Source organism: Streptomyces sp. NPDC056479 (assembly GCF_042795335.1).
Lineage (GTDB): Bacteria > Actinomycetota > Actinomycetes > Streptomycetales > Streptomycetaceae > Streptomyces.
The window spans coordinates 15,274-36,473 of the sequence record NZ_JBHTRZ010000016.1; the positions used below are offsets into that span (position 1 = coordinate 15,274).

Annotated in this window: 17 protein-coding genes; 15 read left to right on the forward strand and 2 right to left on the reverse strand. The window is 71.4% G+C overall.

All coding sequences use genetic code 11. The features are described from left to right. Positions 1-7 precede the first annotated feature (7 nt). Positions 8-967 carry an LLM class F420-dependent oxidoreductase gene (locus ACFQ6S_RS42310; RefSeq protein WP_383421524.1) on the forward strand — a complete coding sequence of 320 codons (960 nt, stop codon included), beginning with the start codon at positions 8-10 and terminating at the stop codon, positions 965-967. Between the two features lie 40 nt (positions 968-1,007). Here the strand turns inward: ACFQ6S_RS42310 and ACFQ6S_RS42315 are convergent, their stop codons facing one another. Both ACFQ6S_RS42315 and ACFQ6S_RS42320 read right to left on the reverse strand, forming a co-directional pair. Next, the gene (locus ACFQ6S_RS42315) at positions 1,008-2,390 is read right to left on the reverse strand and encodes an FAD-binding oxidoreductase (RefSeq protein WP_383421527.1); all 1,383 of its coding nucleotides are present in this window, start codon (positions 2,388-2,390) and stop codon (positions 1,008-1,010) included. Between the two features lie 67 nt (positions 2,391-2,457). Further along, the gene (locus tag ACFQ6S_RS42320) at positions 2,458-4,260 is read right to left on the reverse strand and encodes a glycoside hydrolase family 15 protein (RefSeq protein WP_383421649.1); all 1,803 of its coding nucleotides are present in this window, start codon (positions 4,258-4,260) and stop codon (positions 2,458-2,460) included. A gap of 523 nt (positions 4,261-4,783) precedes the next feature. On the opposite strand from ACFQ6S_RS42320, the gene ACFQ6S_RS42325 reads away from it, so the two are divergent. From ACFQ6S_RS42325 to ACFQ6S_RS42390, 14 genes are all read left to right on the forward strand, one after another. Beyond that, positions 4,784-6,433: a CTP synthase gene (locus ACFQ6S_RS42325; RefSeq protein WP_383421530.1), complete on the forward strand. Its 1,650-nt coding sequence runs from the start codon at positions 4,784-4,786 to the stop codon at positions 6,431-6,433. A 97-nt stretch (positions 6,434-6,530) separates the two neighbouring features. Beyond that, positions 6,531-7,157 carry an NUDIX domain-containing protein gene (locus tag ACFQ6S_RS42330; protein ID WP_383421533.1) on the forward strand — a complete coding sequence of 209 codons (627 nt, stop codon included), beginning with the start codon at positions 6,531-6,533 and terminating at the stop codon, positions 7,155-7,157. A gap of 192 nt (positions 7,158-7,349) precedes the next feature. Then, a complete protein-coding gene (locus tag ACFQ6S_RS42335; protein WP_383421536.1) occupies positions 7,350-9,437 on the forward strand; it encodes a tetratricopeptide repeat protein in 2,088 nt (695 codons plus the stop codon). A 134-nt stretch (positions 9,438-9,571) separates the two neighbouring features. Then, entirely contained in the window at positions 9,572-10,696 is a 1,125-nt protein-coding gene (gene ald, locus ACFQ6S_RS42340; RefSeq protein WP_383421538.1) for an alanine dehydrogenase, read from the forward strand. 399 nt (positions 10,697-11,095) lie between these two features. Continuing rightward, positions 11,096-12,232, forward strand: a complete 1,137-nt coding sequence (locus ACFQ6S_RS42345) for a ParA family protein (RefSeq protein WP_383421542.1) — start codon at positions 11,096-11,098, stop codon at positions 12,230-12,232. Then, the gene (locus tag ACFQ6S_RS42350) at positions 12,217-12,801 is read left to right on the forward strand and encodes a hypothetical protein (protein WP_383421545.1); all 585 of its coding nucleotides are present in this window, start codon (positions 12,217-12,219) and stop codon (positions 12,799-12,801) included. Before ACFQ6S_RS42345 ends, ACFQ6S_RS42350 begins: the two co-directional genes overlap by 16 nt. A 717-nt stretch (positions 12,802-13,518) precedes the next feature. Beyond that, positions 13,519-14,511, forward strand: a complete 993-nt coding sequence (locus ACFQ6S_RS42355) for a segregation and condensation protein A (protein ID WP_383421652.1) — start codon at positions 13,519-13,521, stop codon at positions 14,509-14,511. Further along, positions 14,508-15,191, forward strand: a complete 684-nt coding sequence (scpB, locus tag ACFQ6S_RS42360) for an SMC-Scp complex subunit ScpB (RefSeq protein WP_383421548.1) — start codon at positions 14,508-14,510, stop codon at positions 15,189-15,191. The genes ACFQ6S_RS42355 and scpB overlap by 4 nt, the downstream gene beginning before the upstream one ends. Continuing rightward, positions 15,191-16,312 (forward strand): pseudouridine synthase, encoded by a 1,122-nt coding sequence (locus ACFQ6S_RS42365; RefSeq protein WP_383421551.1) that lies wholly within the window; start codon positions 15,191-15,193, stop codon positions 16,310-16,312. The genes scpB and ACFQ6S_RS42365 overlap by 1 nt, the downstream gene beginning before the upstream one ends. 111 nt (positions 16,313-16,423) lie before the next feature. Further along, a complete protein-coding gene (locus ACFQ6S_RS42370) occupies positions 16,424-17,386 on the forward strand; it encodes a sigma-70 family RNA polymerase sigma factor (RefSeq protein ID WP_383421554.1) in 963 nt (320 codons plus the stop codon). Further along, on the forward strand, positions 17,383-17,928 hold the full coding sequence (locus ACFQ6S_RS42375) for a TIGR03086 family metal-binding protein (protein WP_383421557.1): 546 nt from the start codon (positions 17,383-17,385) through the stop codon (positions 17,926-17,928). The genes ACFQ6S_RS42370 and ACFQ6S_RS42375 overlap by 4 nt, the downstream gene beginning before the upstream one ends. A gap of 53 nt (positions 17,929-17,981) precedes the next feature. Next, complete coding sequence (locus ACFQ6S_RS42380; protein ID WP_383421560.1) at positions 17,982-19,397, forward strand: MFS transporter; 1,416 nt, start codon at positions 17,982-17,984, stop codon at positions 19,395-19,397. Between the two features lie 66 nt (positions 19,398-19,463). Beyond that, positions 19,464-20,180, forward strand: coding sequence for an NUDIX domain-containing protein (locus ACFQ6S_RS42385; RefSeq protein ID WP_383421563.1), 717 nt, complete (start codon positions 19,464-19,466; stop codon positions 20,178-20,180). Continuing rightward, positions 20,177-21,199, forward strand: coding sequence for an ADP-ribosylglycohydrolase family protein (locus ACFQ6S_RS42390; protein ID WP_383421566.1), 1,023 nt, complete (start codon positions 20,177-20,179; stop codon positions 21,197-21,199). The genes ACFQ6S_RS42385 and ACFQ6S_RS42390 overlap by 4 nt, the downstream gene beginning before the upstream one ends. Position 21,200 lies beyond the last annotated feature (1 nt).

The following is a 21,200-nucleotide window of genomic DNA, read 5'->3' on the forward strand; positions in this document are numbered from 1 at the left end:
CGTCGGCATGGACTACAGCGTGGTTGCCGTGGCGCGGGAGGACGACAGTGCGATCGAGGAGCCGTTGCGGGTGGCGGCGGTCGCCGACCGGCTCGGGTATCGCGAGGTGTGGGCGGGGGAGGGGCCGACCTGGGACTCCTTCGTCCTCGCCACCACGATCGGGCGGGCCACCGAGCGGGTCGCGCTGACGGCAGGTCCGGTCGCCGTGTCGGTGCGGGACGCGTTCGGCATCGCGCGGGGCGCCGCGTCGGTCGCGGCCGTCGTCGGGCGGCCGGTCGGGGTGGCTCTGGGGACGTCCAGCAAGCGGGTCGTCGAGGGCGTGCACGGGGTGCCGCGGGTGCGGCCCGCAGCGGCGATGGAGGCCTCCGCGGCGGCCGTACGCCGCTTCCTGCACGGTGCGCCCGGCGAACCGGTCGTCCCCGGCAGCACCTTTCGGCGCCGCCACCGGCCGCCCGGCGGACCGCTCACCGTGGCGGCGTTCGGCGACCGTGCCATCGCCACGGCGGCGGCACACGCCGACCGGATGCTGCTCGACATCGTCTCGCCGGCACAGGTCCGCACCCTGCGGGCCAAGCTCGAAGCGGCGGCCGAGCGCGCGGGCCGTACGTCGTCACCGACCCTCGCCGCCTGGCTGCCGGTAGCCGTCGATCCCGACCCCGCCTGCCTCGCACAGGTCCTGCGGAGCATCGCCGGGTATCTCACGGTGCCCGGCTACAGCGACATGTTCGAGGCGGCCGGTTTCGGGGAGGCGGTCGAGCTGGCCCGGACCGGAGCCGACGCCGACGCGCTGGTCCGGGCGCTGCCCGTCGCGGCGGCCGGCATGGTCGGTCTGGTGGGCGACCTGGACGCCGTGCGCGCGCGTGCCCAGGAGTACGCCGAGGCCGGACTGGACGAGATCGCCCTCGTCCCGGCCACGGCGGGCGATCCGGGCGGGGAGCGGACCTTGACGGCGCTCGCGCGGGCCTGAGCGGACCGCCGTACCTCGGCCTTGCACTGGGCGAGGCGAGTCAGGCCGGCCTGACGTTGTGGTTGAAGCGGAACACGTTGTCGGGGTCGTAGCGGCGCTTCAGCCCGGCCAGCCGGCGGGTGTTCTCGGGGCCCAGTCCTGCCACGACCCGCTCGGCGCCCTCGTCGCCGATGAAGTTGAGGTAGACCGCGCCCGTGCTCCACGGCCGCGCGTCGGCGCGGACGTCCCGGACCCACTGGACGCACCGCTCGTCGTCCGCGGGGTCCTCCCAGATCGCGAAGGGGTGGACGGCCCAGGACGCGTCCCGGTAGGGGACGGGGTATTCGCGCGGGCCCGCGGCGATCGCCCCGCCCAGCGGGAACAGCACATGGAGGGTGCCGGTCGGTGAGGGCATGGCCTGGGCCCGGGCGCAGAAGGCGTCCAGATAGCTGTCGGGCGCACTGGTCAGGTACTCCGCCGACCAGTAGTTCCGCATCCCCGGCGGATCGTCGAGCATGCACTGGACATCGGCGTACGGCATCGCCCCGACGACCTCCGACTCGTGCGGCAGCGCCAGCAGGGGCTCGGCCAGCTTGCGCATGTCCGCCTCGGGTCCGGCATACGTCAGCAGGGCCCCGCACAGGAGCGTGCCGACGAGGTGCGGCGGTACGAACTCCTCGGGCGGGCCTGTGAGATACAGCACGCCGCCGCTGGCCTCGTCCGGGGCCACGGAGATCAGCTCGCGGAAGGTGCGGGTGACCTCGGGGCCGAACTCCGGGAGGTACAGCACCAGCGCGATGGAGAACTCGGGCATCTCGTGCAGTTTCAGGGTGAGCGCGGTCGCGACGCCGAAGTTGCCGCCACCGCCGTGCAGCCCCCAGAACAGCTCAGGATTCTCGTCGGCGCTCGCGTGCACCCGCTCGCCGTCGGATGTGACGAGTTCGACACCGAGCAGATTGTCGACGGCCAGCCCGCACCAGCGGTCCAGCCAACCGGAGCCGCCGCCGAGGACGAAACCTCCGACGCCCGTGGTGGAGGCCCGCCCACCGGTCGTGGCGAGACCGTGCGGCTGGCAGGCGCGATCCAGGTCGCTGATCGTGGCGCCGCCCGCGACCCGCACGGCCTCGGACGCGGGATCGACGCTGACCGCGCGCATGTGCCGCAGGTCGACGACCAGACCGCCGTCGTTGACGGCCATGCCCGCCACGCTGTGCCCGCCGCCGCGCACCGCGATGTTCAGGTCGAGATCCCTGCCGAACCGCACCGCCCGGACGACGTCGTCCTCGTCCACGCACTGGGCGATGACCGCGGGCCGGCGGTCGATCATGACGTTGAAGACGCTCCGGGCCTCGTCGTAGCCCGCGTCCCCAGGGGCGAACACGTCGCCGACCAGATCCTCGCGCAGCGCGGCGAGGGCCGCGCCCGCCTTCGATGGGGAGGCCATGGGGCGCCCCCTTCCGTGCAGGGGCTGATGGATCCCAGCGTAGGCAGGCTGCGGCCGGCGGTCCTGTTCAGCCGCCGTAGGCCCCCGACGCCGTCAGACGCAGCGCCGTGTCGATCAGCGGAACGTGGCTGAAGGCCTGCGGGAAGTTGCCGACCTGGCGCTGGTGGACCGGGTCCCACTCCTCGGCCAGCAGACCGAGGTCGTTGCGCAGCGACAGCAGCTTCTCGAACAGCTTGCGGGCCTCGTCCACGCGGCCGATCATCGCCAGGTCGTCCGCCATCCAGAACGAGCAGGCGAGGAAGGCGCCCTCGTCACCGGGAAGGCCGTCGACGCCCTCGTGCTTGCCCTGCGTCGGGTAGCGCAGGATGAAGCCGTCCGAGGTGGACAGCTCGCGCTGGATCGCCTCGATGGTGCCGATGACGCGCTTGTCGTCCGGCGGCAGGAAGCCCATCTGCGGGATCAGCAGCAGGGAGGCGTCCAGCTCCTTCGAGCCGTACGACTGCGTGAAGGTGTTGCGCTCCTTGTCGTAACCCTTCTCACACACGTCCCGGTGGATGTCGTCGCGCAGCTCGCGCCAGCGCTCCAGCGGGCCGTCGGCGTCGCCGGATTCGATGAGCTTGATCGTGCGGTCGACGGCGACCCAGGCCATCACCTTGGAGTGCACGAAGTGGCGGCGCGGGCCGCGCACCTCCCAGATGCCCTCGTCCGGCTCCTGCCAGTGGTCCTCCAGGTAGCGGATCAGCTTGAGCTGGAGCAGGGAGGCGTAGTCGTTGCGGGCCAGGCCGGTCATATGGGCCAGGTGCAGGGCCTCGGTGACCTCGCCGTACACATCCAGCTGGAGCTGGTGCGCGGCGCCGTTGCCGACCCTCACCGGGGCGGAGTTCTCATAGCCGGGCAGCCAGTCCAGTTCGGCCTCGCCCAGCTCGCGCTCGCCGGCGATGCCGTACATGATCTGCAGGTTCTCGGGGTCTCCCGCGACCGCCCGGAGCAGCCACTCCCGCCAGGAGCGGGCCTCCTCGCGGTAGCCGGTGCGCAGCAGCGAGGACAGGGTGATCGCCGCGTCGCGCAGCCAGGTGTAGCGGTAGTCCCAGTTGCGGACGCCGCCGATGTCCTCCGGCAGCGAGGTGGTGGGCGCCGCGACGATGCCGCCGGTCGGGGCGTACGTCAGCGCCTTCAGCGTGATCAGCGAGCGGACCACCGCCTCGCGGTACGGGCCGTGGTAGGTGCAGTGATCGACCCAGTCCCGCCAGAAGTCCTCCGTGGCCACCAGCGACTGCTCCGGCTCCGGCAGCGCCGGCGGTTCCTTGTGCGAGGGCTCCCAGGAGATGGTGAACGCGATCCGCTCACCCGGGGCGACCGTGAAGTCGGAGTACGTGGTCAACGACTTGCCGTAGGTCTCGGCCTCGGTGTCGAACCACACCGAGTCCGGACCGGCGACGGCGACCGTACGGCCCTCGTGCCGGTGCACCCACGGCACGACCCGGCCGTACGAGAAACGCATCCGCAGCGTCGAGCGCATCGGCACCCGGCCGGAGACGCCCTCCACGATCCGGATCAGCTGGGGCGCGCCGTCACGCGGGGGCATGAAGTCGATCACCCGGACCGTGCCGCGCGGCGTGTCCCACTCGGACTCCAGGATCAGGGAGTCGCCGCGGTAGGTGCGCCGGGCCGCGGTGGGCGGCGGGGAGTCCGAGGCGTGCGCGGGGCCGAGCCGCCAGAAACCGTGCTCCTCGGTGCCCAGCAGGCCGGCGAAGATGGCATGCGAGTCGAAGCGGGGCAGGCACAGCCAGTCGACTGTGCCGTCCCGGCAGACCAGGGCAGCGGTCTGCATGTCTCCGATGAGTGCGTAGTCTTCGATGCGCCCGGCCACGTGCAACTCCAGTCGAACGGCCACGTCACCCCCTCTATGGCAAGGGGGCTCTCGCTAGTGCGGTCAAGGGGTGGTTGTAATGCGTCGAGCGGTGAAGCAAAGCAGTCGTCCGCGCCGTGATGCAAAACGACTGTCTGTTCTCGACAATCTCCGCTCAACGAACTGACGAGCTCTCGTTGTTCCGGTCGTTACGGGCGAGGGGTGGTGCCGTGTTGCCGGCCGGGCTCGGCAGCGAATGTCCGAGCAGGATACGACGCACGTAGATGATCTGCGTGCCGCTCCGGGCAACCCGGGTCCGCCGAACGGGTGAGCAACGAGTGAGAAACCGAAACGCCTGTGCAGGTTCGTGGTGAGACGTGTGCGGAGCGTGGCCGGAAGCCATCGGTTCCTCGCGCTGATACCCTGGTAGCCCGTGGACCGGTGGGCGAGAAACCCCCGAACCGCAGCGACGGCAACCCCGGAATCTCCGGTCAGGCAGCCGCACCGCATGACAGATCGCGACCACGGGAGCCCCCTCTTGGCCATGACGCCAAAATCCACGACGACCAAGCACATCTTCGTCACCGGGGGTGTCGCCTCCTCGCTCGGCAAGGGCCTGACGGCCTCCAGCCTCGGCATGCTGCTCAAGGCCCGGGGTCTGCGTGTGGTGATGCAGAAGCTGGACCCGTACCTCAATGTCGACCCTGGCACGATGAACCCCTTCCAGCACGGCGAGGTGTTCGTCACCAACGACGGCGCCGAGACCGACCTGGACATCGGCCACTACGAGCGGTTCCTCGACCGCGACCTGGACGGCTCGGCGAACGTCACCACCGGCCAGGTGTACTCGACCGTGATCGCCAAGGAGCGGCGCGGCGAGTACCTGGGCGACACCGTGCAGGTCATCCCGCACATCACCAACGAGATCAAGCACCGCATCCGCCGCATGGCGACGGACGAGGTCGACGTCGTGATCACGGAGGTCGGCGGCACGGTCGGCGACATCGAGTCGCTGCCGTTCCTGGAGACCGTCCGCCAGGTCCGTCACGAGGTCGGTCGTGACAACGTCTTCGTCGTCCACATCTCGCTCCTGCCGTACATCGGCCCCTCGGGAGAGCTGAAGACGAAGCCGACCCAGCACTCGGTTGCGGCACTGCGCAACATCGGTATCCAGCCGGACGCGATCGTGCTGCGCTGCGACCGCGAGGTGCCGACCGCGATCAAGCGGAAGATCTCGCTGATGTGCGACGTCGACGAGGCGGCCGTGGTCGCCTGTCCCGACGCGCGCTCGATCTACGACATCCCGAAGACCGTGCACGGCGAGGGCCTGGACGCCTATGTCGTCCGAAAGCTGGACCTGCCGTTCCGCGACGTGGACTGGACGACCTGGGACGATCTGCTCGACCGCGTCCACAACCCCGACCACGAGATCACCCTCGCGCTGGTCGGCAAGTACATCGACCTGCCCGACGCCTACCTCTCGGTCACCGAGGCGCTGCGCGCCGGCGGCTTCGCCAACAAGGCCCGCGTGAAGATCAAGTGGGTCACCTCCGACGACTGCAAGACCCCGGCCGGCGCCAAGCAGCAGCTCGCCGACGTCGACGGCATCTGCATCCCCGGCGGCTTCGGCGACCGCGGCGTGCTCGGCAAGGTCGGCGCGATCAAGTACGCCCGCGAGAACAAGATCCCGCTGCTCGGCCTGTGCCTGGGCCTGCAGTGCATCGTGGTCGAGGCGGCCCGCAACCTCGCCGACATCGGCGACGCCAACTCCACCGAGTTCGACCCGGCCACCTCCCACCCGGTCATCTCGACGATGGCCGAGCAGCTCGACATCGTCGCCGGTGAGGGTGACATGGGCGGCACCATGCGCCTCGGCATGTACCCGGCCAAGCTGGCCGAGGGCTCCATCGTGCGCGAGGTGTACGACGGCAAGGAGTACGTCGAGGAGCGGCACCGTCACCGCTACGAGGTCAACAACGCCTACCGGGCGGAGCTGGAGAAGAAGGCGGGCATCCAGTTCTCCGGCACCTCCCCCGACGGCAAGCTCGTCGAGTACGTGGAGTACCCCCGCGAGATCCACCCCTACCTGGTGGCCACGCAGGCGCACCCCGAGCTGCGCTCGCGCCCGACGCGCCCGCACCCGCTGTTCGCCGGCCTGGTGAAGGCCTCGGTCGAACGGAAGAATTCGAAGTAACACGAGAGTTGTACGGTGGCCGGGGTGCAAACCTTCAAAGGTTGGCACCCCGGTTTTTTTTGGCGGGTCTTTTTGAAAGCGTGTGGAAGGGCAGGGCATGACGATCAAGGACACCCCCGAGGAGTGGGAGATCCGGGCGACGGACACTCCCTTCGTGGGCAACAAGACCTCCGTCCGCACGGACGACGTGGTCATGCCCGGCGGCTCGGTGGTGCGACGCGACTACCAGGTCCACCCCGGCTCCGTGGCCGTCCTCGCCCTCGACGGTGAGGACCGTGTCCTGCTCATCAAGCAGTACCGCCACCCCGTGCGGCAGAAGCTGTGGGAGATCCCGGCCGGCCTGCTCGACATCCCCGGCGAGAACCCGCTGCACGCCGCGCAGCGCGAGCTGTACGAGGAGGCCCACGTCAAGGCCGAGGACTGGCGGGTGCTGACCGACGTCTACACCACCCCCGGCGGCTGCGACGAGGCCGTGCGGATCTTTCTCGCCCGCGATCTGTCCGAGGCAGAGGGCGACCGCTTCGAGGTGGAGGACGAGGAGGCCGACATGGAGCACGCGCGGGTGCCGGTCGACGAGTTGGTCCGCGGGGTGCTCGCGGGCGAGGTGCACAACAACTGCCTTGTCGTGGGCGTGCTGTCGCTGGTCGCGGCGCGGGGCGGCGACGGCCTCGACGCGCTCCGTCCGGCCGACGCGCCGTGGGCCGCACGGCCCTTCGAGACCTGAGCGATTCCGGCATCGGGATCCGGGCGGACGCGGTCCGTTCGTGGTGTGAAGATCGGCTGATCCGATCGAGGGACGTCCTCGCCGTGCCCGCCACGCTCCACCCGGAACGTAGCAGAGCGTGAACTAGGCTCTGAATACGCCCGAACCGGAGTCCCGGCGGGCTTGCGCGTGCGTGGGACGGGAGCGTGGCCCGTGACGGATCAGGTGGTGGACACAGGCGGCGTGCAGGTGTCGGCACGGAAGTCCGCCGGGAGCCAATTCCTGGGCCGCACCCGCGAGTTGAAGGAGCTGCGCGCCGACATCGAGCGCGCGGGCCTGGACACCCTCTCCGGCCGCAAGGCGCCACGCGCGCGCGTACTGCTCATCGCGGGCCGCCCCGGCTCGGGGCGCACGGCGCTGGCCGAGGAGCTGGTACGGCAGGTGGCGGACCGTTACGCCGACGGCGTGCTGCGTGCCCGCCTGAGCGAACCCGACGGCACCCCCGTCCCCGTCGAACGCGCCGCCCGTGAACTGCTCACCGCCCTGGACCGGCCGACCCCGCCCGGCGCCGCCGCGGACGATCTCACGGCGGCCCTGCGCGAGGCCCTCGCCGACCGCCGGGTCCTGCTGCTGCTCGATGACGCGGCCGAGGCCGAGCAGGTCGACGCCCTGCTGCCGGATGCGCCCGAGTGCCTGGCGGTCGCCGTCTCCGGCGGTCCGCTGACCGGGATCTCGGACGTGCGGCCCTGCACCCTCGGCGGCCTGGACACCAAGTCGGCCGTGGAGCTGCTGTCCCGGCACGCCGGCTCGGTCCGCATCACCGTCGATCCACGCGCCGCCGAGGGCCTCGTCGAGGTGTGCCAGGGCCAGCCCGCCGCGCTGACGCTGGCCGGCGGCTGGCTCGCGGCCCGGCCCAAGGCCGCCGTCGCCGACCTGGCCAAGCACCTGCGTGCCGAGGGCGAGGAGGGCACACCGCTCAGCCGCGTCTTCCACCTCGTCCACTCCGGCCTGCCGACCCCGGCCGCCCGCATACTGCGGCTGCTCTCCCTCGCCCCCGGCGGCCTCGTCGACCCGCACACCGCCTCCGCGCTCGCCGGCTCCTCGGTGGACAGCGCCCACACCACCCTGGACGACTTCGTCGCGCTCGGACTGCTGCACCCCGTCGACTCACCGCTGCCGCAGTACGTGGTCCCGGCCTGTCTGCACCCGTACCTCAAGGCCCTCACCGAGACCCAGGACCGCCCCGGCGAGCTCCAGCTCGCCCGCGCGCGGATGCTGGAGCGGACGGTACGGCTGCTGCAGTCCTGCCGGGCGATCACCGAGACCGACAGCCCCGAGACCCGGCAGAAGCTCCTCGGCATGCCCCGCGCCCTGCGCTTCCCCAACCCCCGCGCGGCCGCCGACTGGCTGAGCATCCGCAGGCCCGCCCTGCTGGCCTCGGCCCGTGCCGCGGTCGACGACGGGGAGCTGGACACCCTCGCCAGACGTCTGATGTCCCAGCTGGTCAGGGCGATGGTCGCGCACTTCGGCACCCAGGCAGCCGCCCCCGAGCTGTACGACATCCACGGTCTGGTCCTCGATGTGGCCGACCGCCGGAACCTGCCCCGCGAGAAGGCCGCGGCCCTGCTGAACCTGGGCGATCTCGACGCACGGACCGGGCGTGCGCGCGAGGCGCTGGTGCGTTTTCGGGCCGCGCTGGACGCCGGACGGGAAGGAAACGACCCGTATGCGACCGGCCGCGCGATGGAATCCGTAGGTGGTGCCCATCTGGAGCTCGGGGACTACGACCGGGCCGCCGACTGGTTCGGCCGCGCGCTCGCCCAGCGGCTGGCCCGGGCCGAGCGGGAGGACGCCGCCCGGCTGTACGGCCGTATCGCCGAGGCGCACACCTATGCGGGCCGGTACGGCGAGGCACTGCGGAACTGGCGGGCCTCGGTCGCCGGGCACCGCAAGAACGGCGATGTCGCGGGTCACGCGCGGGCGTTGAGCGAGCTGGCCCGGGTCCAGGAGTACGCCGGGCGGCCCGAGGAGTCGCTGCGCACCTGCCAGGAGGCGGTGGACTGGGCGCGGCGTGCCGAGGACCCGCGGCTCCAGGGCGCCCTGTATCTGCGGCTCGCCGACACCCTGGACCACCTGGGCGATCCCGCGGCGGCGCAGCTGCACCGGGGCGCGGCCGAGCGGATGCTGGGAGAGGAGCCCGAGGAGTCCGATGCGGCCGAGTCGGAGCCCCTGCAGGAGGCATTCCAGCTGGAAGAACGGCCTAACGCCTGCGAAATCCGTAGTGCATCCGTCGAAGATTGATGCAATGAAAGGCTAGACAGCGAGAACGCCTTCATTAGACTGGCTCTGCCGCACCTTCTCCTGCGGTGTCTCCTGGTGTGCCCTGCATGCCTGGGTATGTCTTGTAATGACCCACACCCTCTGAGCCAAGGACCGTGATCGACGTGAAGGTCGGCATCCCCCGCGAGGTCAAGAACAACGAGTTCCGGGTGGCCATCACCCCCGCCGGCGTGCTCGAGCTGGTGCGCCACGGCCACCAGGTCGTCATCGAGCAGAACGCCGGTGTCGGCTCGTCGATCCCGGACAGCGAGTACATCGCCGCAGGCGCCCAGATCCTGCAGACCGCCGATGAGGTGTGGGCCACGGCCGACCTGCTGCTGAAGGTCAAGGAGCCCATCGCCGAGGAGTACCACCGCCTCCGCAAGGACCAGACGCTCTTCACCTATCTGCACCTGGCCGCCTCCAAGGAGTGCACGGACGCGCTCATCGAGTCCGGCACCACGGCGATCGCCTACGAGACGGTCGAGCTGCCCTCCCGCGCCCTGCCGCTGCTGGCCCCCATGTCCGAGGTCGCGGGCCGCCTCGCCCCGCAGGTCGGCGCCTACCACCTGATGCGCGCCAACGGCGGGCGCGGCGTGCTGCCCGGCGGTGTCCCCGGCGTGCTCGCCGGCCGGGCCGTGGTCATCGGCGGCGGCGTCTCCGGCTGGAACGCCGCGCAGATCGCCATCGGCATGGGCTTCCACGTGACCCTGCTCGACAAGGACATCAACAAGCTCAAGGAGGCGGACAAGATCTTCGGCACGAAGATCCAGACCGTCGTCTCCAACACCCTGGAGCTGACGAAGGCCTGCCTGGAGGCCGACCTCGTCATCGGTGCCGTGCTCATCCCGGGCGCCAAGGCCCCGAAGCTGGTCACCAACGAGCTGGTCTCCCGGATGAAGCCGGGGAGTGTCCTTGTCGACATCGCGATCGACCAGGGCGGCTGCTTCGAGGACTCCCGTCCGACGACCCACGCCGAGCCGACCTTCCCGGTCCACAACTCGGTCTTCTACTGCGTCGCCAACATGCCCGGCGCGGTGCCCAACACCTCGACCTACGCGCTCACCAACGCCACGCTGCCGTACATCGTCGAGCTCGCGAACAAGGGCTGGGCCGAGGCGCTGCGCCGTGACGCCGCGCTGGCCAAGGGCCTCAACACGCATGACGGCAAGGTGGTTTACCGGGAGGTCGCGGAGGCGCACGGCCTGGAGCACGTGGAGCTCGCGGCGCTGCTCGGCTGAGCCGCTCGACTAAGTCACTTTCTGGTAAAGGCGATACGTCAACACGAGTCGTCAACCGTACGCACCCGGCCGGACCTTGCCCGAAAAGGTCCGGCCGGATGTGTGTATGGTCACTTTGCGACTCTCGGCCAACTCGCCTCGAACGCAACCCTTCGACCGATTCGCACACCCCTGAAACCTGCTGTGCGACGGCCGTACGCCCTTGACAGCGGGATGTTTCATTGTCGACACATCTGCTCGGTCCGGCGGATTGTGTTGCTGCGGACCACCGACACGCCATAGAGTCGCCAACCGTCAGCATGGTGCAACGCTGACCTGTCTAGAAGTTTCCTGGTCACCAAGGAGGTAAGACGACTTGTGAATGAGTCGACATTTTCTCCCGGGGGTGGTCAACCAGGAATGCCGGTACGGGGCCAGGGTCCCGCGGGATTCGAGGCTGTCGGCTCCGTCGCGGTGCGCACCTTCGCAGCCCATCAGGGTCACCAGATCACCGGGGTGACTCAGACAGCACACCAGAGCATGGATGGCCATCACGTGAACGCCATGGCCGGCGACGGAAGTGGCGCGCCCCACAACCAACTCGCCGCCTACGACGAACTGCCCGACGGGCACTTCTACGACCCCGACGCGGAGTACGAGCCCGACCCCGAGTACGCGGCCACGCTCGCGCCCGACGCTGCCCGGCAGCGCCGTGAGCGCATCGGCCCGACCGGGCGCCCGCTGCCGTACTTCCCGATCCCGGGTCCGCTGACCGACCACGGCCCCGCGAAGATCATCGCGATGTGCAACCAGAAGGGCGGCGTCGGCAAGACGACGTCGACCATCAACCTGGGTGCCGCGCTCGCGGAATACGGGCGCCGGGTCCTGCTCGTCGACTTCGACCCCCAGGGCGCGCTCTCGGTCGGTCTCGGCGTCAACCCGATGGAGCTCGACCTCACCGTCTACAACCTGCTCATGGAGCGGGGCATGTCGGCCGACGAGGTGCTCCTGAAGACAGCGGTCCCCAACATGGACCTGCTCCCGAGCAACATCGACCTGTCCGCCGCCGAGGTCCAGTTGGTGAGCGAGGTCGCGCGCGAGTCGACGCTGCAGCGCGCCCTGAAGCCGCTGCTGCCCGACTACGACTTCATCGTGATCGACTGTCAGCCCTCGCTCGGCCTGCTCACGGTCAACGCGCTGACGGCCGCGCACAAGGTGATCGTGCCGCTGGAGTGCGAGTTCTTCGCGCTGCGTGGTGTGGCGCTGCTGACCGAGACCATCGAGAAGGTCCAGGAGCGGCTCAACCCGGAGCTGGAGCTCGACGGGATCCTGGCCACGATGTACGACTCGCGTACGGTCCACAGCCGTGAGGTCCTGGCCCGTGTGGTCGAGGCGTTCGACGACCACGTCTACCACACGGTCATCGGGCGCACGGTCCGCTTCCCGGAGACCACGGTCGCCGGTGAGCCGATCACCACCTACGCCTCCAACTCCGTCGGTGCCGCCGCCTATCGCCAGCTCGCCAGGGAGGTGCTCGCCCGGTGTCACGCCGAGTGAGTCTGCCGGGGGCCGACGAACTGTTCCGCACGACAGGGGGTACGGCGCTCCAGCCGTCCACTCCCCGGCGCCCGGTCAACGGCGAGGCCCGGGTGCCGGCTCCCGCGGGAGAGAGCGACGCGGCCGCAGCCGCGGAGGACGCGCCGCAGTCGGTGCCTGCGCAGGGCGGTGACGGCGACGGCGCGGAGCATGTGGCGGCCGACGCCGAGTCCGCCGACGCGGGCGAGTCGCGCAGCCGGTCCGCTGCCGCGGAGCGCTCCTCGCGACGTCAGGGGGCGCAGGAAGGTTCTGCCGCCGGTGCGGACGCTGCCGCCGCAGCGCCGCGCAAGCGCGGACGGTCGCCCTCGCGCCGGCCCAGCGGTCGCGAACGGCACGACGAGAAGATCACCGTGTACGTCTCCGCCGAGGAGCTCATGGACCTGGAGCACGCCCGTCTGGTGCTCCGCGGTGAACACGGGCTGGCCGTCGACCGCGGGCGGATCGTCCGCGAGGCGGTGGCCGTGGTCCTCGCGGATCTGGAGAGCCGCGGAGACGCCAGCATCCTGGTACGACGGCTTCGCGGGCGGTAACGGTAGCCTGCGGGGGCTATGACCTCGAACGACGTTCCAGCCCCCCGCGCCGGTGCCTCCGGCGGCCGTCGGCGTGCGCTGGGACGCGGTCCGGGCGCCGCGCCGGTTCCTGCGGCGGCTCCGGATCCGGTGGAGCGGGAGATCGCCGCCTCGGAGCCGGAACATGGGGACATCGGGCCTGAGCCGGGCCGCGAGGTGCGTGCGGCCGAGGCCGAGCCGGCATACGAGGTCCATGCGGCCGGGCTTGAGCCGATGTACCAGGTCCCCGAGGCCGAGAGGGTTCCCCAAGCACCTGCGGCCGAGCTTGAGCGGGCCCATGAGGGACTCGCGGGGGAGCCTGAGCCGGTGCATGAGGTCCGGACGGCCGGGCTGGCCCCGGCTCCTGAAACTCCCGCAGCCGAGCTTGAGCCGGCTGGCGAGCTCCACGCGGCTCAGCCTGCTACGGCGCCTGGAGCCCCTGCGGGCGAGCTTGAGCGGGCGCGCGAGGTCCGGGCGGCCGGGCTGGCCCCGGCTCCCGAAGCCGCCGCGAGCGAGCTCGTCCCGGCACATGAGGTCCCCGCCGCTAGGCCTGCCCCGGCACATGAGGTCCCCGCGGCTAGGCCTGCCCCGGTACCCGAACTCCCTGTGGCCGAGCCGGATCCAGACTTCAAGGTCCCCGGTCACGAGCCCGGGCCGGGAGGCCATGTCGTCGTCACCGAGCCCGACCCGGCGCTCGAAGTGGCTGCCCCCGCACCGGATCCGGCGGTCGAAGCCCCCGTCGCCGAGTCCGAGCCGGCAGCCCATGTCCTCGTCACCGAGCCCGACCCGGCGCTCGAAGTCGCTGCCCTCGCACCGGATCCGGTACCCGAAGCCCTCGCCGCCGAGCCCGCGCCCGGCGTATCCGTGGCCGAAGGACCCGGCGACGGTGTCTTCAAGGTTCGTCTCTCCAACTTCGAGGGTCCCTTCGATCTGCTCCTCCAGCTGATCTCCAAGCACAAGCTCGACGTCACCGAGGTCGCCCTGTCCAAGGTGACCGACGAGTTCATGGCGCACATCCGGGCGATGGGGCCGGACTGGGATCTCGACGAGACGACCGAGTTCCTGGTGGTCGCGGCGACCCTGCTCGACCTCAAGGCGGCCCGGCTGCTGCCCTCCGCCGAGGTGGAGGACGAGGCCGACCTCGCGTTGCTGGAGGCGCGGGACCTGCTGTTCGCGCGGTTGCTGCAGTACCGGGCGTACAAGCAGATCGCCGACATCTTCAGCCGGCGGCTCGACGACGAGGCCCGGCGCTATCCGCGGACCGTCGGGCTCGAACCGCACCACGCCGATCTGCTGCCCGAGGTCGTCATCAGCATCGGGGCGGAAGGATTCGCCAAGCTCGCGGTCAAGGCGATGCAGCCCAAACCCAAACCGCAGGTCTACGTCGATCACATCCACGCGCCGCTGGTGAGCGTGCAGGAGCAGGCCGGGATCGTCGTCGCGCGGCTGAGGGAACTCGGCGAGGCCAGCTTCCGCTCCCTCATCGAGGACACCGACGACACACTCACCGTCGTGGCGCGCTTCCTGGCACTGCTGGAGCTGTACCGGGAGAAGGCCGTGGCCCTCGACCAGGAGACCGCGCTCGGGGAGCTGCTCGTGCGCTGGACCGGCGGGGACGGGGACGAGACGCCGACGGTGACCGACGAGTTCGACCGGCCGCCCGAGCCGCCCAAGGAGGAGAAGAAGACGTGAGTGAGGAGACCACCGAGCTTCCGGCCGGGCTGCGCGGCGTCGCGGACCTCGACCTCAAGCCCGCCCTGGAGGCGATGCTCATGGTCGTGGACGAGCCGGCGACCGAGGCGCACCTCGCCAAGCTCCTGGAGCGGCCGCGCCGGCAGATCGCCGCTGCCCTGCGGGAGCTGGCCGACGACTACGTCATGCAGGGGCGCGGCTTCGAGCTGCGGTTCGTCGCGGGCGGCTGGCGTTTCTACACCCGCCCCGAGTACGCGGCCGCCGTGGAGCGCCTCGTCCTGGACGGCCAGACCGCCCGCCTCACCCAGGCCGCCCTGGAGACGCTGGCCGTGGTCGCGTACCGCCAGCCGGTCAGCCGCAGCCGGGTCTCCGCCGTGCGCGGAGTGAACTGCGACGGCGTCATGCGCACCCTCCTCCAGCGCGGGCTCATCGAGGAGGCGGGCACGGAACCCGAAACAGGTGCGATCCTGTACAGGACGACGAACTACTTCCTGGAGCGGATGGGCCTGCGCGGTCTGGACGAGCTCCCGGAGCTCGCGCCCTTCCTCCCGGAGGCGGAGGCGATCGAGGCCGAGACCCAGGAAGGGGTTCCGTCGTTCGACCCGGACGCTCCCGATGACGGTCCGGGCGCCCCGGTACCACGGGGCATCGACGACGCAGACGACCAGACGGAATTTTGATGCGAAGCAGCAGCGGCAGGAACAGCAGCGGAAACAACGGCGGGAGCCGTGGTGGCAACAGCGGCGGCCGCGGCGGAAGCAGCGGGGGCCGCGGTAACTACCGTGGCGCCGGTAACAACCGCGACGACAAGCAGGGCGGCCGGCCGAAGAGGCCGCGCCCGGAGGAGCGGCGCTACGACGTGGGCCCCGGCGGCACCCAGGACGGCCCGAAGTCGGGGCGCGGCGCCTCGGCGCGGGGCGGCGCCAAGGGCGGCCCCAAGCAGGGCCAGGGCACCGGGCGCGGCCGCACGGCTCCGGCGAGCTCCCGCGAGTACGACGCGCGGGCCGAGGAGCGCAACCGGGAGCGGTACGCGGGCAAGAAGGACGTCAAGCTGCCCAAGACCTTCCCGGGCGCCGAGCAGGAGGGCGAGCGGCTGCAGAAGGTCCTCGCGCGGGCGGGCTACGGCTCCCGGCGGGCGTGCGAGGAGCTGATCGAGCAGGCGCGGGTCGAGGTCAACGGCGAGATCGTCCTGGAGCAGGGCAAGCGCGTCGACCCGGAGAAGGACGAGGTCAGGGTCGACGGCCTGACGGTCGCGACGCAGTCGTACCAGTTCTTCTCGCTCAACAAGCCGGCGGGCGTGGTGTCCACCATGGAGGACACCGAGGGCCGCCAGTGCCTCGGGGACTACGTCACCAACCGTGAGACCCGGCTCTTCCACGTCGGCCGGCTCGACACCGAGACCGAGGGCGTCATCCTGCTCACCAACCACGGCGAGCTGGCGCACCGGCTGACCCACCCCAAGTACGGCGTGAAGAAGGTCTACCTCGCGCACATCGTCGGCCCGATCCCGCGGGACCTGGGCAAGCAGCTCAAGGACGGCATCCAGCTGGAGGACGGCTACGCGCGCGCGGACCACTTCCGGGTCGTCGAGCAGACCGGCAAGAACTACCTGGTCGAGGTGACCCTCCACGAGGGCCGCAAGCACATCGTCCGCCGCATGCTCGCCGAGGCGGGCTTCCCGGTCGACAAGCTGGTGCGGGTCGCCTTCGGTCCGATCACGCTCGGCGACCAGAAGTCGGGCTGGCTGCGACGGCTGTCGAACACCGAGGTCGGGATGCTGATGAAGGAAGTCGATCTGTAGGTCGTCGATCTGTAGGTCGCCTCCTGCGCCGGCCGGTCCTGGATTGCTCCGGGGCCGGCCGATTCGTTTTCGCCGCTCCGCCGGTCTGTACTGCTGACGGAGGGAGCGGGGATGAGTGCGACCACTGTGGACCGCGACGAGTTCGTACGGCTGACCGATCCGTACCGGCGCGAGCTGCTCGCGCACTGCTACCGGATGCTGGGGTCGGTCGACGAGGCCGAGGATCTGGTGCAGGAGACGTATCTGCGGGCCTGGCGGTCCTACGACGGGTACGAGGGCCGGGCGTCCCTGCGGACCTGGCTGCACCGGATCGCCACCAACACGTGTCTGACGGCGCTGGAGGGCCGTGCGCGCCGTCCGCTGCCCTCGGGGCTCGGCGGGCCCGCAGAGGCGCCTGAGGAGCCGCTGAGGGCCTCTGCGGGCGACGTCCCGTGGCTCCAGCCGCTGCCAGACGCACTGGTCGACCCGGCGAGCGTCGTCGCCGCCCGGGGGAGTCTGCGCCTCGCGCTGGTCGCGGCCCTCCAGCAGCTGTCCGCGCGACAGCGTGCCGTGCTGATCCTGCGGGACGTGCTGGCGTGGCGGGCGCCGGAGGTGGCCGCGCTGCTCGGCACCTCCACGGCGGCCGTGAAAAGCAGCCTGCAACGCGCGCGTGCCCGCCTCGACGAGGTGGCGCCGGACGAGGACCTCGTCGAGGAGCCGGCGGGTGCCGCCGACCGTGAGGTGCTCGACCGGTACGTCGCCGCGTTCGAGAACGCCGACCTGGACGCGCTGATCGGCCTCCTCCAGGACGGCGTCGAGCTGGAGATGCCGCCCTACCTGGAGTGGTACAGCGGCAAGAAGGACGTGCTGCGGTTCCTGCACGCGCGGGTGCACGAGAAGGGCACCCTGCGGATGCTGCGCACGCGCGCGAACGGGCAGCCGGCCGTCGCGATGTACGTACGCGGGGCGGACGGGGTCTTCCGCGGGCACTCCCTGCAGGTGCTGACCGTGGCGGCGGGCTCGGTGGCCCGGATCACCGCCTTCCTCGATCCGGACGTGCTGGGCCGGTTCGGGCTGCCGAAGGAGTTGCCGTGAACTCCGGGGAACTGCTGGAGCGTTCGCTCGCCTATGCGCTGGGCAGCGTCGCCGAGGTCCGGGCCGCGAGCATGGGCCGGCGGACGCCCTGCGCCGAGTGGGACCTCGGGGAGCTGCTCGCGCATCTCGACGACTCGCTGGACGCGCTGTACGAGGGGCTGACGGGCGGGCGGATCGGGTTGCTCCCGCGTGCCGACCGGGCCTGTGGCTTCCGCACGCGCGCGTGCGCGCTGCTCGGCGCCTGGGCCGCCGGGCCGCCTCGGTCGGTGTCCGTGGGCGAACGGCCGCTGGACGTTCGGGTGATGGGAGCCGTGGGGGCGGTGGAGATCGCCGTGCACGGATGGGATGTCGCCCAGGCCTGCGGCCGGCCCCGGCCCATCCCGGCCGCGCTCGCGGCCGAGCTGCTGAGCGTCGCCCGCTGTGTGGTCGCCGACGAGGACCGCGGGGTGCGGTTCGGCACACCGGTCCTCGTGCCGCCACGCGCGCGTGCCGACGTCCGGCTGCTGGCCTTCCTGGGCCGGCGCGATTCCTTTCCGGAGTGAGCCCGGTCTGCCTTCCGTGAGTGACCCGTCGTGATCTCACGGAAGGCATCGTCATGACCGAGACCCTGAAGGCCCCCCTCCGCACACCACCACCCGAACAGGCGCCGACACGCCGCGGGTGGACCGTCGCCCTGGCCGGGCTCGGCGCGCTGCTGTGCTCCCTCGACGTCGTGGTCGTCGCCACCGCGCTTCCGGCACTCCGGGCCGACTTCGGGGCGAGCCTGTCCGAGCTCGAGTGGACGATCAACGCCTACAACCTCGTCTTCGCCTGTCTCACCCTGACCGGCGCCGCGCTCGGCGACCGGTTCGGACGGCGGCGGATGTACGTCGTGGGCCTCGCCGTCTTCACGCTCGCCTCGGCCGCCGCCGCCCTCGCCCAGGGCCCGGGACAGCTCATCGGCGCGCGGGTGATCCAGGGCGCCGGGGCCGCCGTACTGCTGCCGCTCACGCTGACCCTGATCAGCGAGGCGTTCCCGGCCGAGAAGCGGGGCGTCGCCATCGGGATGTGGGGCGGGGTCACCGGACTCGGCGTGGCCGCCGGGCCGGTGCTGGGCGGCGCCGTCACCGAAGGGCTGTCCTGGCAGTGGATCTTCTGGCTGAACGTGCCCATCGGGCTCGCCATGATCCCCCTCGCCGCCCGCAAGCTGCACGAGAGCTACGGCACCCGCCCCCAACTCGACCTCGTCGGGCTGGTGTTGGCGGCCGTGGGCCTGACGGGTCTGGCCTGGGCGCCGGTGCGGGCGCCCGAGGCCGGGTGGGCAAGCGCCGAGGTGCTGACCGCGCTGGCGGTCGGGATCGCGTTCGTCGCGGCCTTCCTGGGCTGGGAGCGCAACGGTGCCCGCCACCCGATGCTGCCGCTGTCCCACTTCCGGCGGCGCGGCTTCTCGACCGCCAACGCCTGCGCCTTCCTCCTGTTCGCCTCCCTGCTCGGCGCCCTGTTCATGATCACGCAGCTCTTCCAGCTCGGCCTCGGCTACTCCCCGCTGGAGGCGGGCGTGCGGATCCTGGTCTGGAACGCGACGCCACTGCTGGTCGCTCCGATCGCCGGGGCGCTCGCCGACCGGTTCGGCAACCGGCCGTTCATGCTGGGCGGCCTGGTGCTCCAGGCGACGGGTCTCGCCCTGCTGGCCTGGCAGCTCGAACCCGGCGTCGGATACGGCCGGCTCATCGTCCCGCTGATCGTCGCGGGCGTCGGCATCTCCATGGTGTTCCCGAGCGTGGCCAACGCCGTGACCTCGTCCGTACCGCTGGGCGACGCGGGCGTCGCGGCCGGCGTCAACAACGCGCTGCGCGAACTGGGCGGGGTCTTCGGGGTGGCCGTCGCCGCGGCCGTGTTCACGACGTACGGCGGCTACGGCTCGCCGGAGGCATTCATCGACGGAGCCGGCGCGGCGCTGTGGGTGAGCGCGGGCGCGGCGGCCGTGGGGGCTGCGGTGGCGGCGTACGCGCCCTCCCGCGGTCGTACGTAGGCAGGGGGTTGCGGTGACCGCTCGCCCTCTTTATAGTCGTACTGACTATTAAGGGGGTGGGTTCGCGTGGACTACGACAAGTACGCCCATGAACCCTTCGCCGTCACCGCCGACCTCGCCGTCCTCACGATCCTCGACGGCGTCCTGCACGTCCTGCTCGTCGAGCGCGGACAGCAGCCGTACCAGGGGCACTGGGCGCTGCCCGGCGGCTTCGTGCAGCCCGACGAGTCGGCGGAGACGGCCGCCCGGCGCGAACTCGCCGAGGAGACCGGCCTGTCGGACGTGTCAGGGCTGCACCTGGAGCAGTTGCGGACCTACAGCGAGCCCGACCGCGACCCCCGGATGCGGGTCGTGACGGTCGCCTTCACCGCGCTGCTGCCCCACCCGCCCGAACCGCACGGCGGCAGCGACGCCGCGCAGGCGCGCTGGGTGCCGTACGACAAGGCGGGCCCGCTCGCCTTCGACCACGACCGGATCCTGGCCGACGCCCATGACCGCGTCGGCGCCAAGCTCGAGTACACCTGTCTCGCCACGGCCTTCTGCCCGTCCGAGTTCACGCTCGGCGAGCTCCAGCAGGTCTACGAGACGGTATGGGGCACCGCCCTCGACCGGCCCAACTTCCGCCGCAAGGTGCTCGCCACGCCGGGCTTCGTCGAGCCCGCCCCCGGCGCCGCCCGGCTCACCGGCGGCCGCGGCAAACCGGCCGCGCTGTACCGCGCCGGCACCGCCGCCGCCCTCCACCCGCCCCTGCTGCGGCCCACCCCGGAAGGACGCCCCGCATGACCACGACCACCGTCCGCAAGCGCGCCGCCACCGGCTCCCTGCTCGGCATCGCCCTCGGCGACGCGCTCGGCTTTCCGACCGAGTTCAACGATGTGCCGTCGATCCTGGCCAAGTGCGGCCCGTGGCGCGAGATGGAACTGCCGACGCCGGCGATCGTCACCGACGACACGCAGATGACGCTGGCGTTGGGGAAGGGACTGCGGACGGCGATGGACCGGGGCCTGCTCGGACCGAAGCGGCTGGAGCGGCCGGTGCGCGAGGAGTTCGTGGACTGGTACCGGTCACCGGAGAACAACCGCGCGCCGGGCCGTACCTGCCTGGTCGCCTGCGATCTGCTGAAGGACGAGAGCAGGCTCTGGCAGGACGCGAGTCAGATCGGCTCCAAGGGCTGCGGCGCCAACATGCGCGTCGCACCGGTCGGGCTCGTCCCCGGCCTCAGCGACGAACAGCGCGCGGGTGCCGCCCAGTTGCAGTCCGCGCTCACCCACGGGCACCCGACGGCACTCGCCGCGTCCGACCTGACCGCGCACGCCGTACGGCTGCTTGCGCAGGGCGCCGAACCGACCGGACTGGTCGGGCTGCTGCGGTCGTACGCCTATGAGAACCGCACCCGCTACCACGAGCGCTGGCTGGGCGATCTGTGGACCCGGAGCCAGGATCCTTCCGCCGAGCACTTCATCGCGCGCGGCTGGGACGAGTGCCTGGAGATCCTGGACCGCCTCCAGCAGGCCGTGGGCGCCGTCTCGCCCGAGACCGACCCCTGCCTGTCGACGGGCGAGGGCTGGATCGCGGAAGAGGCGATGGCGACCGGGCTGCTGTGCTTCCTGTGGTTCGTCGACGAGCCGCTGACGGCCCTGCGGCGGGCCGCCTGCACGGCCGGCGACTCGGACTCGATCGCCTGTCTGACCGGGGCGTTCGCGGGCGCGTACCTGGGCGCGGACGCCTGGCCGACCGAGTGGGCGGACCGCATCGAGTACCGGGGGGACCTGCTGACGCTCGGAGCGCTCTGGGACGCTTGAC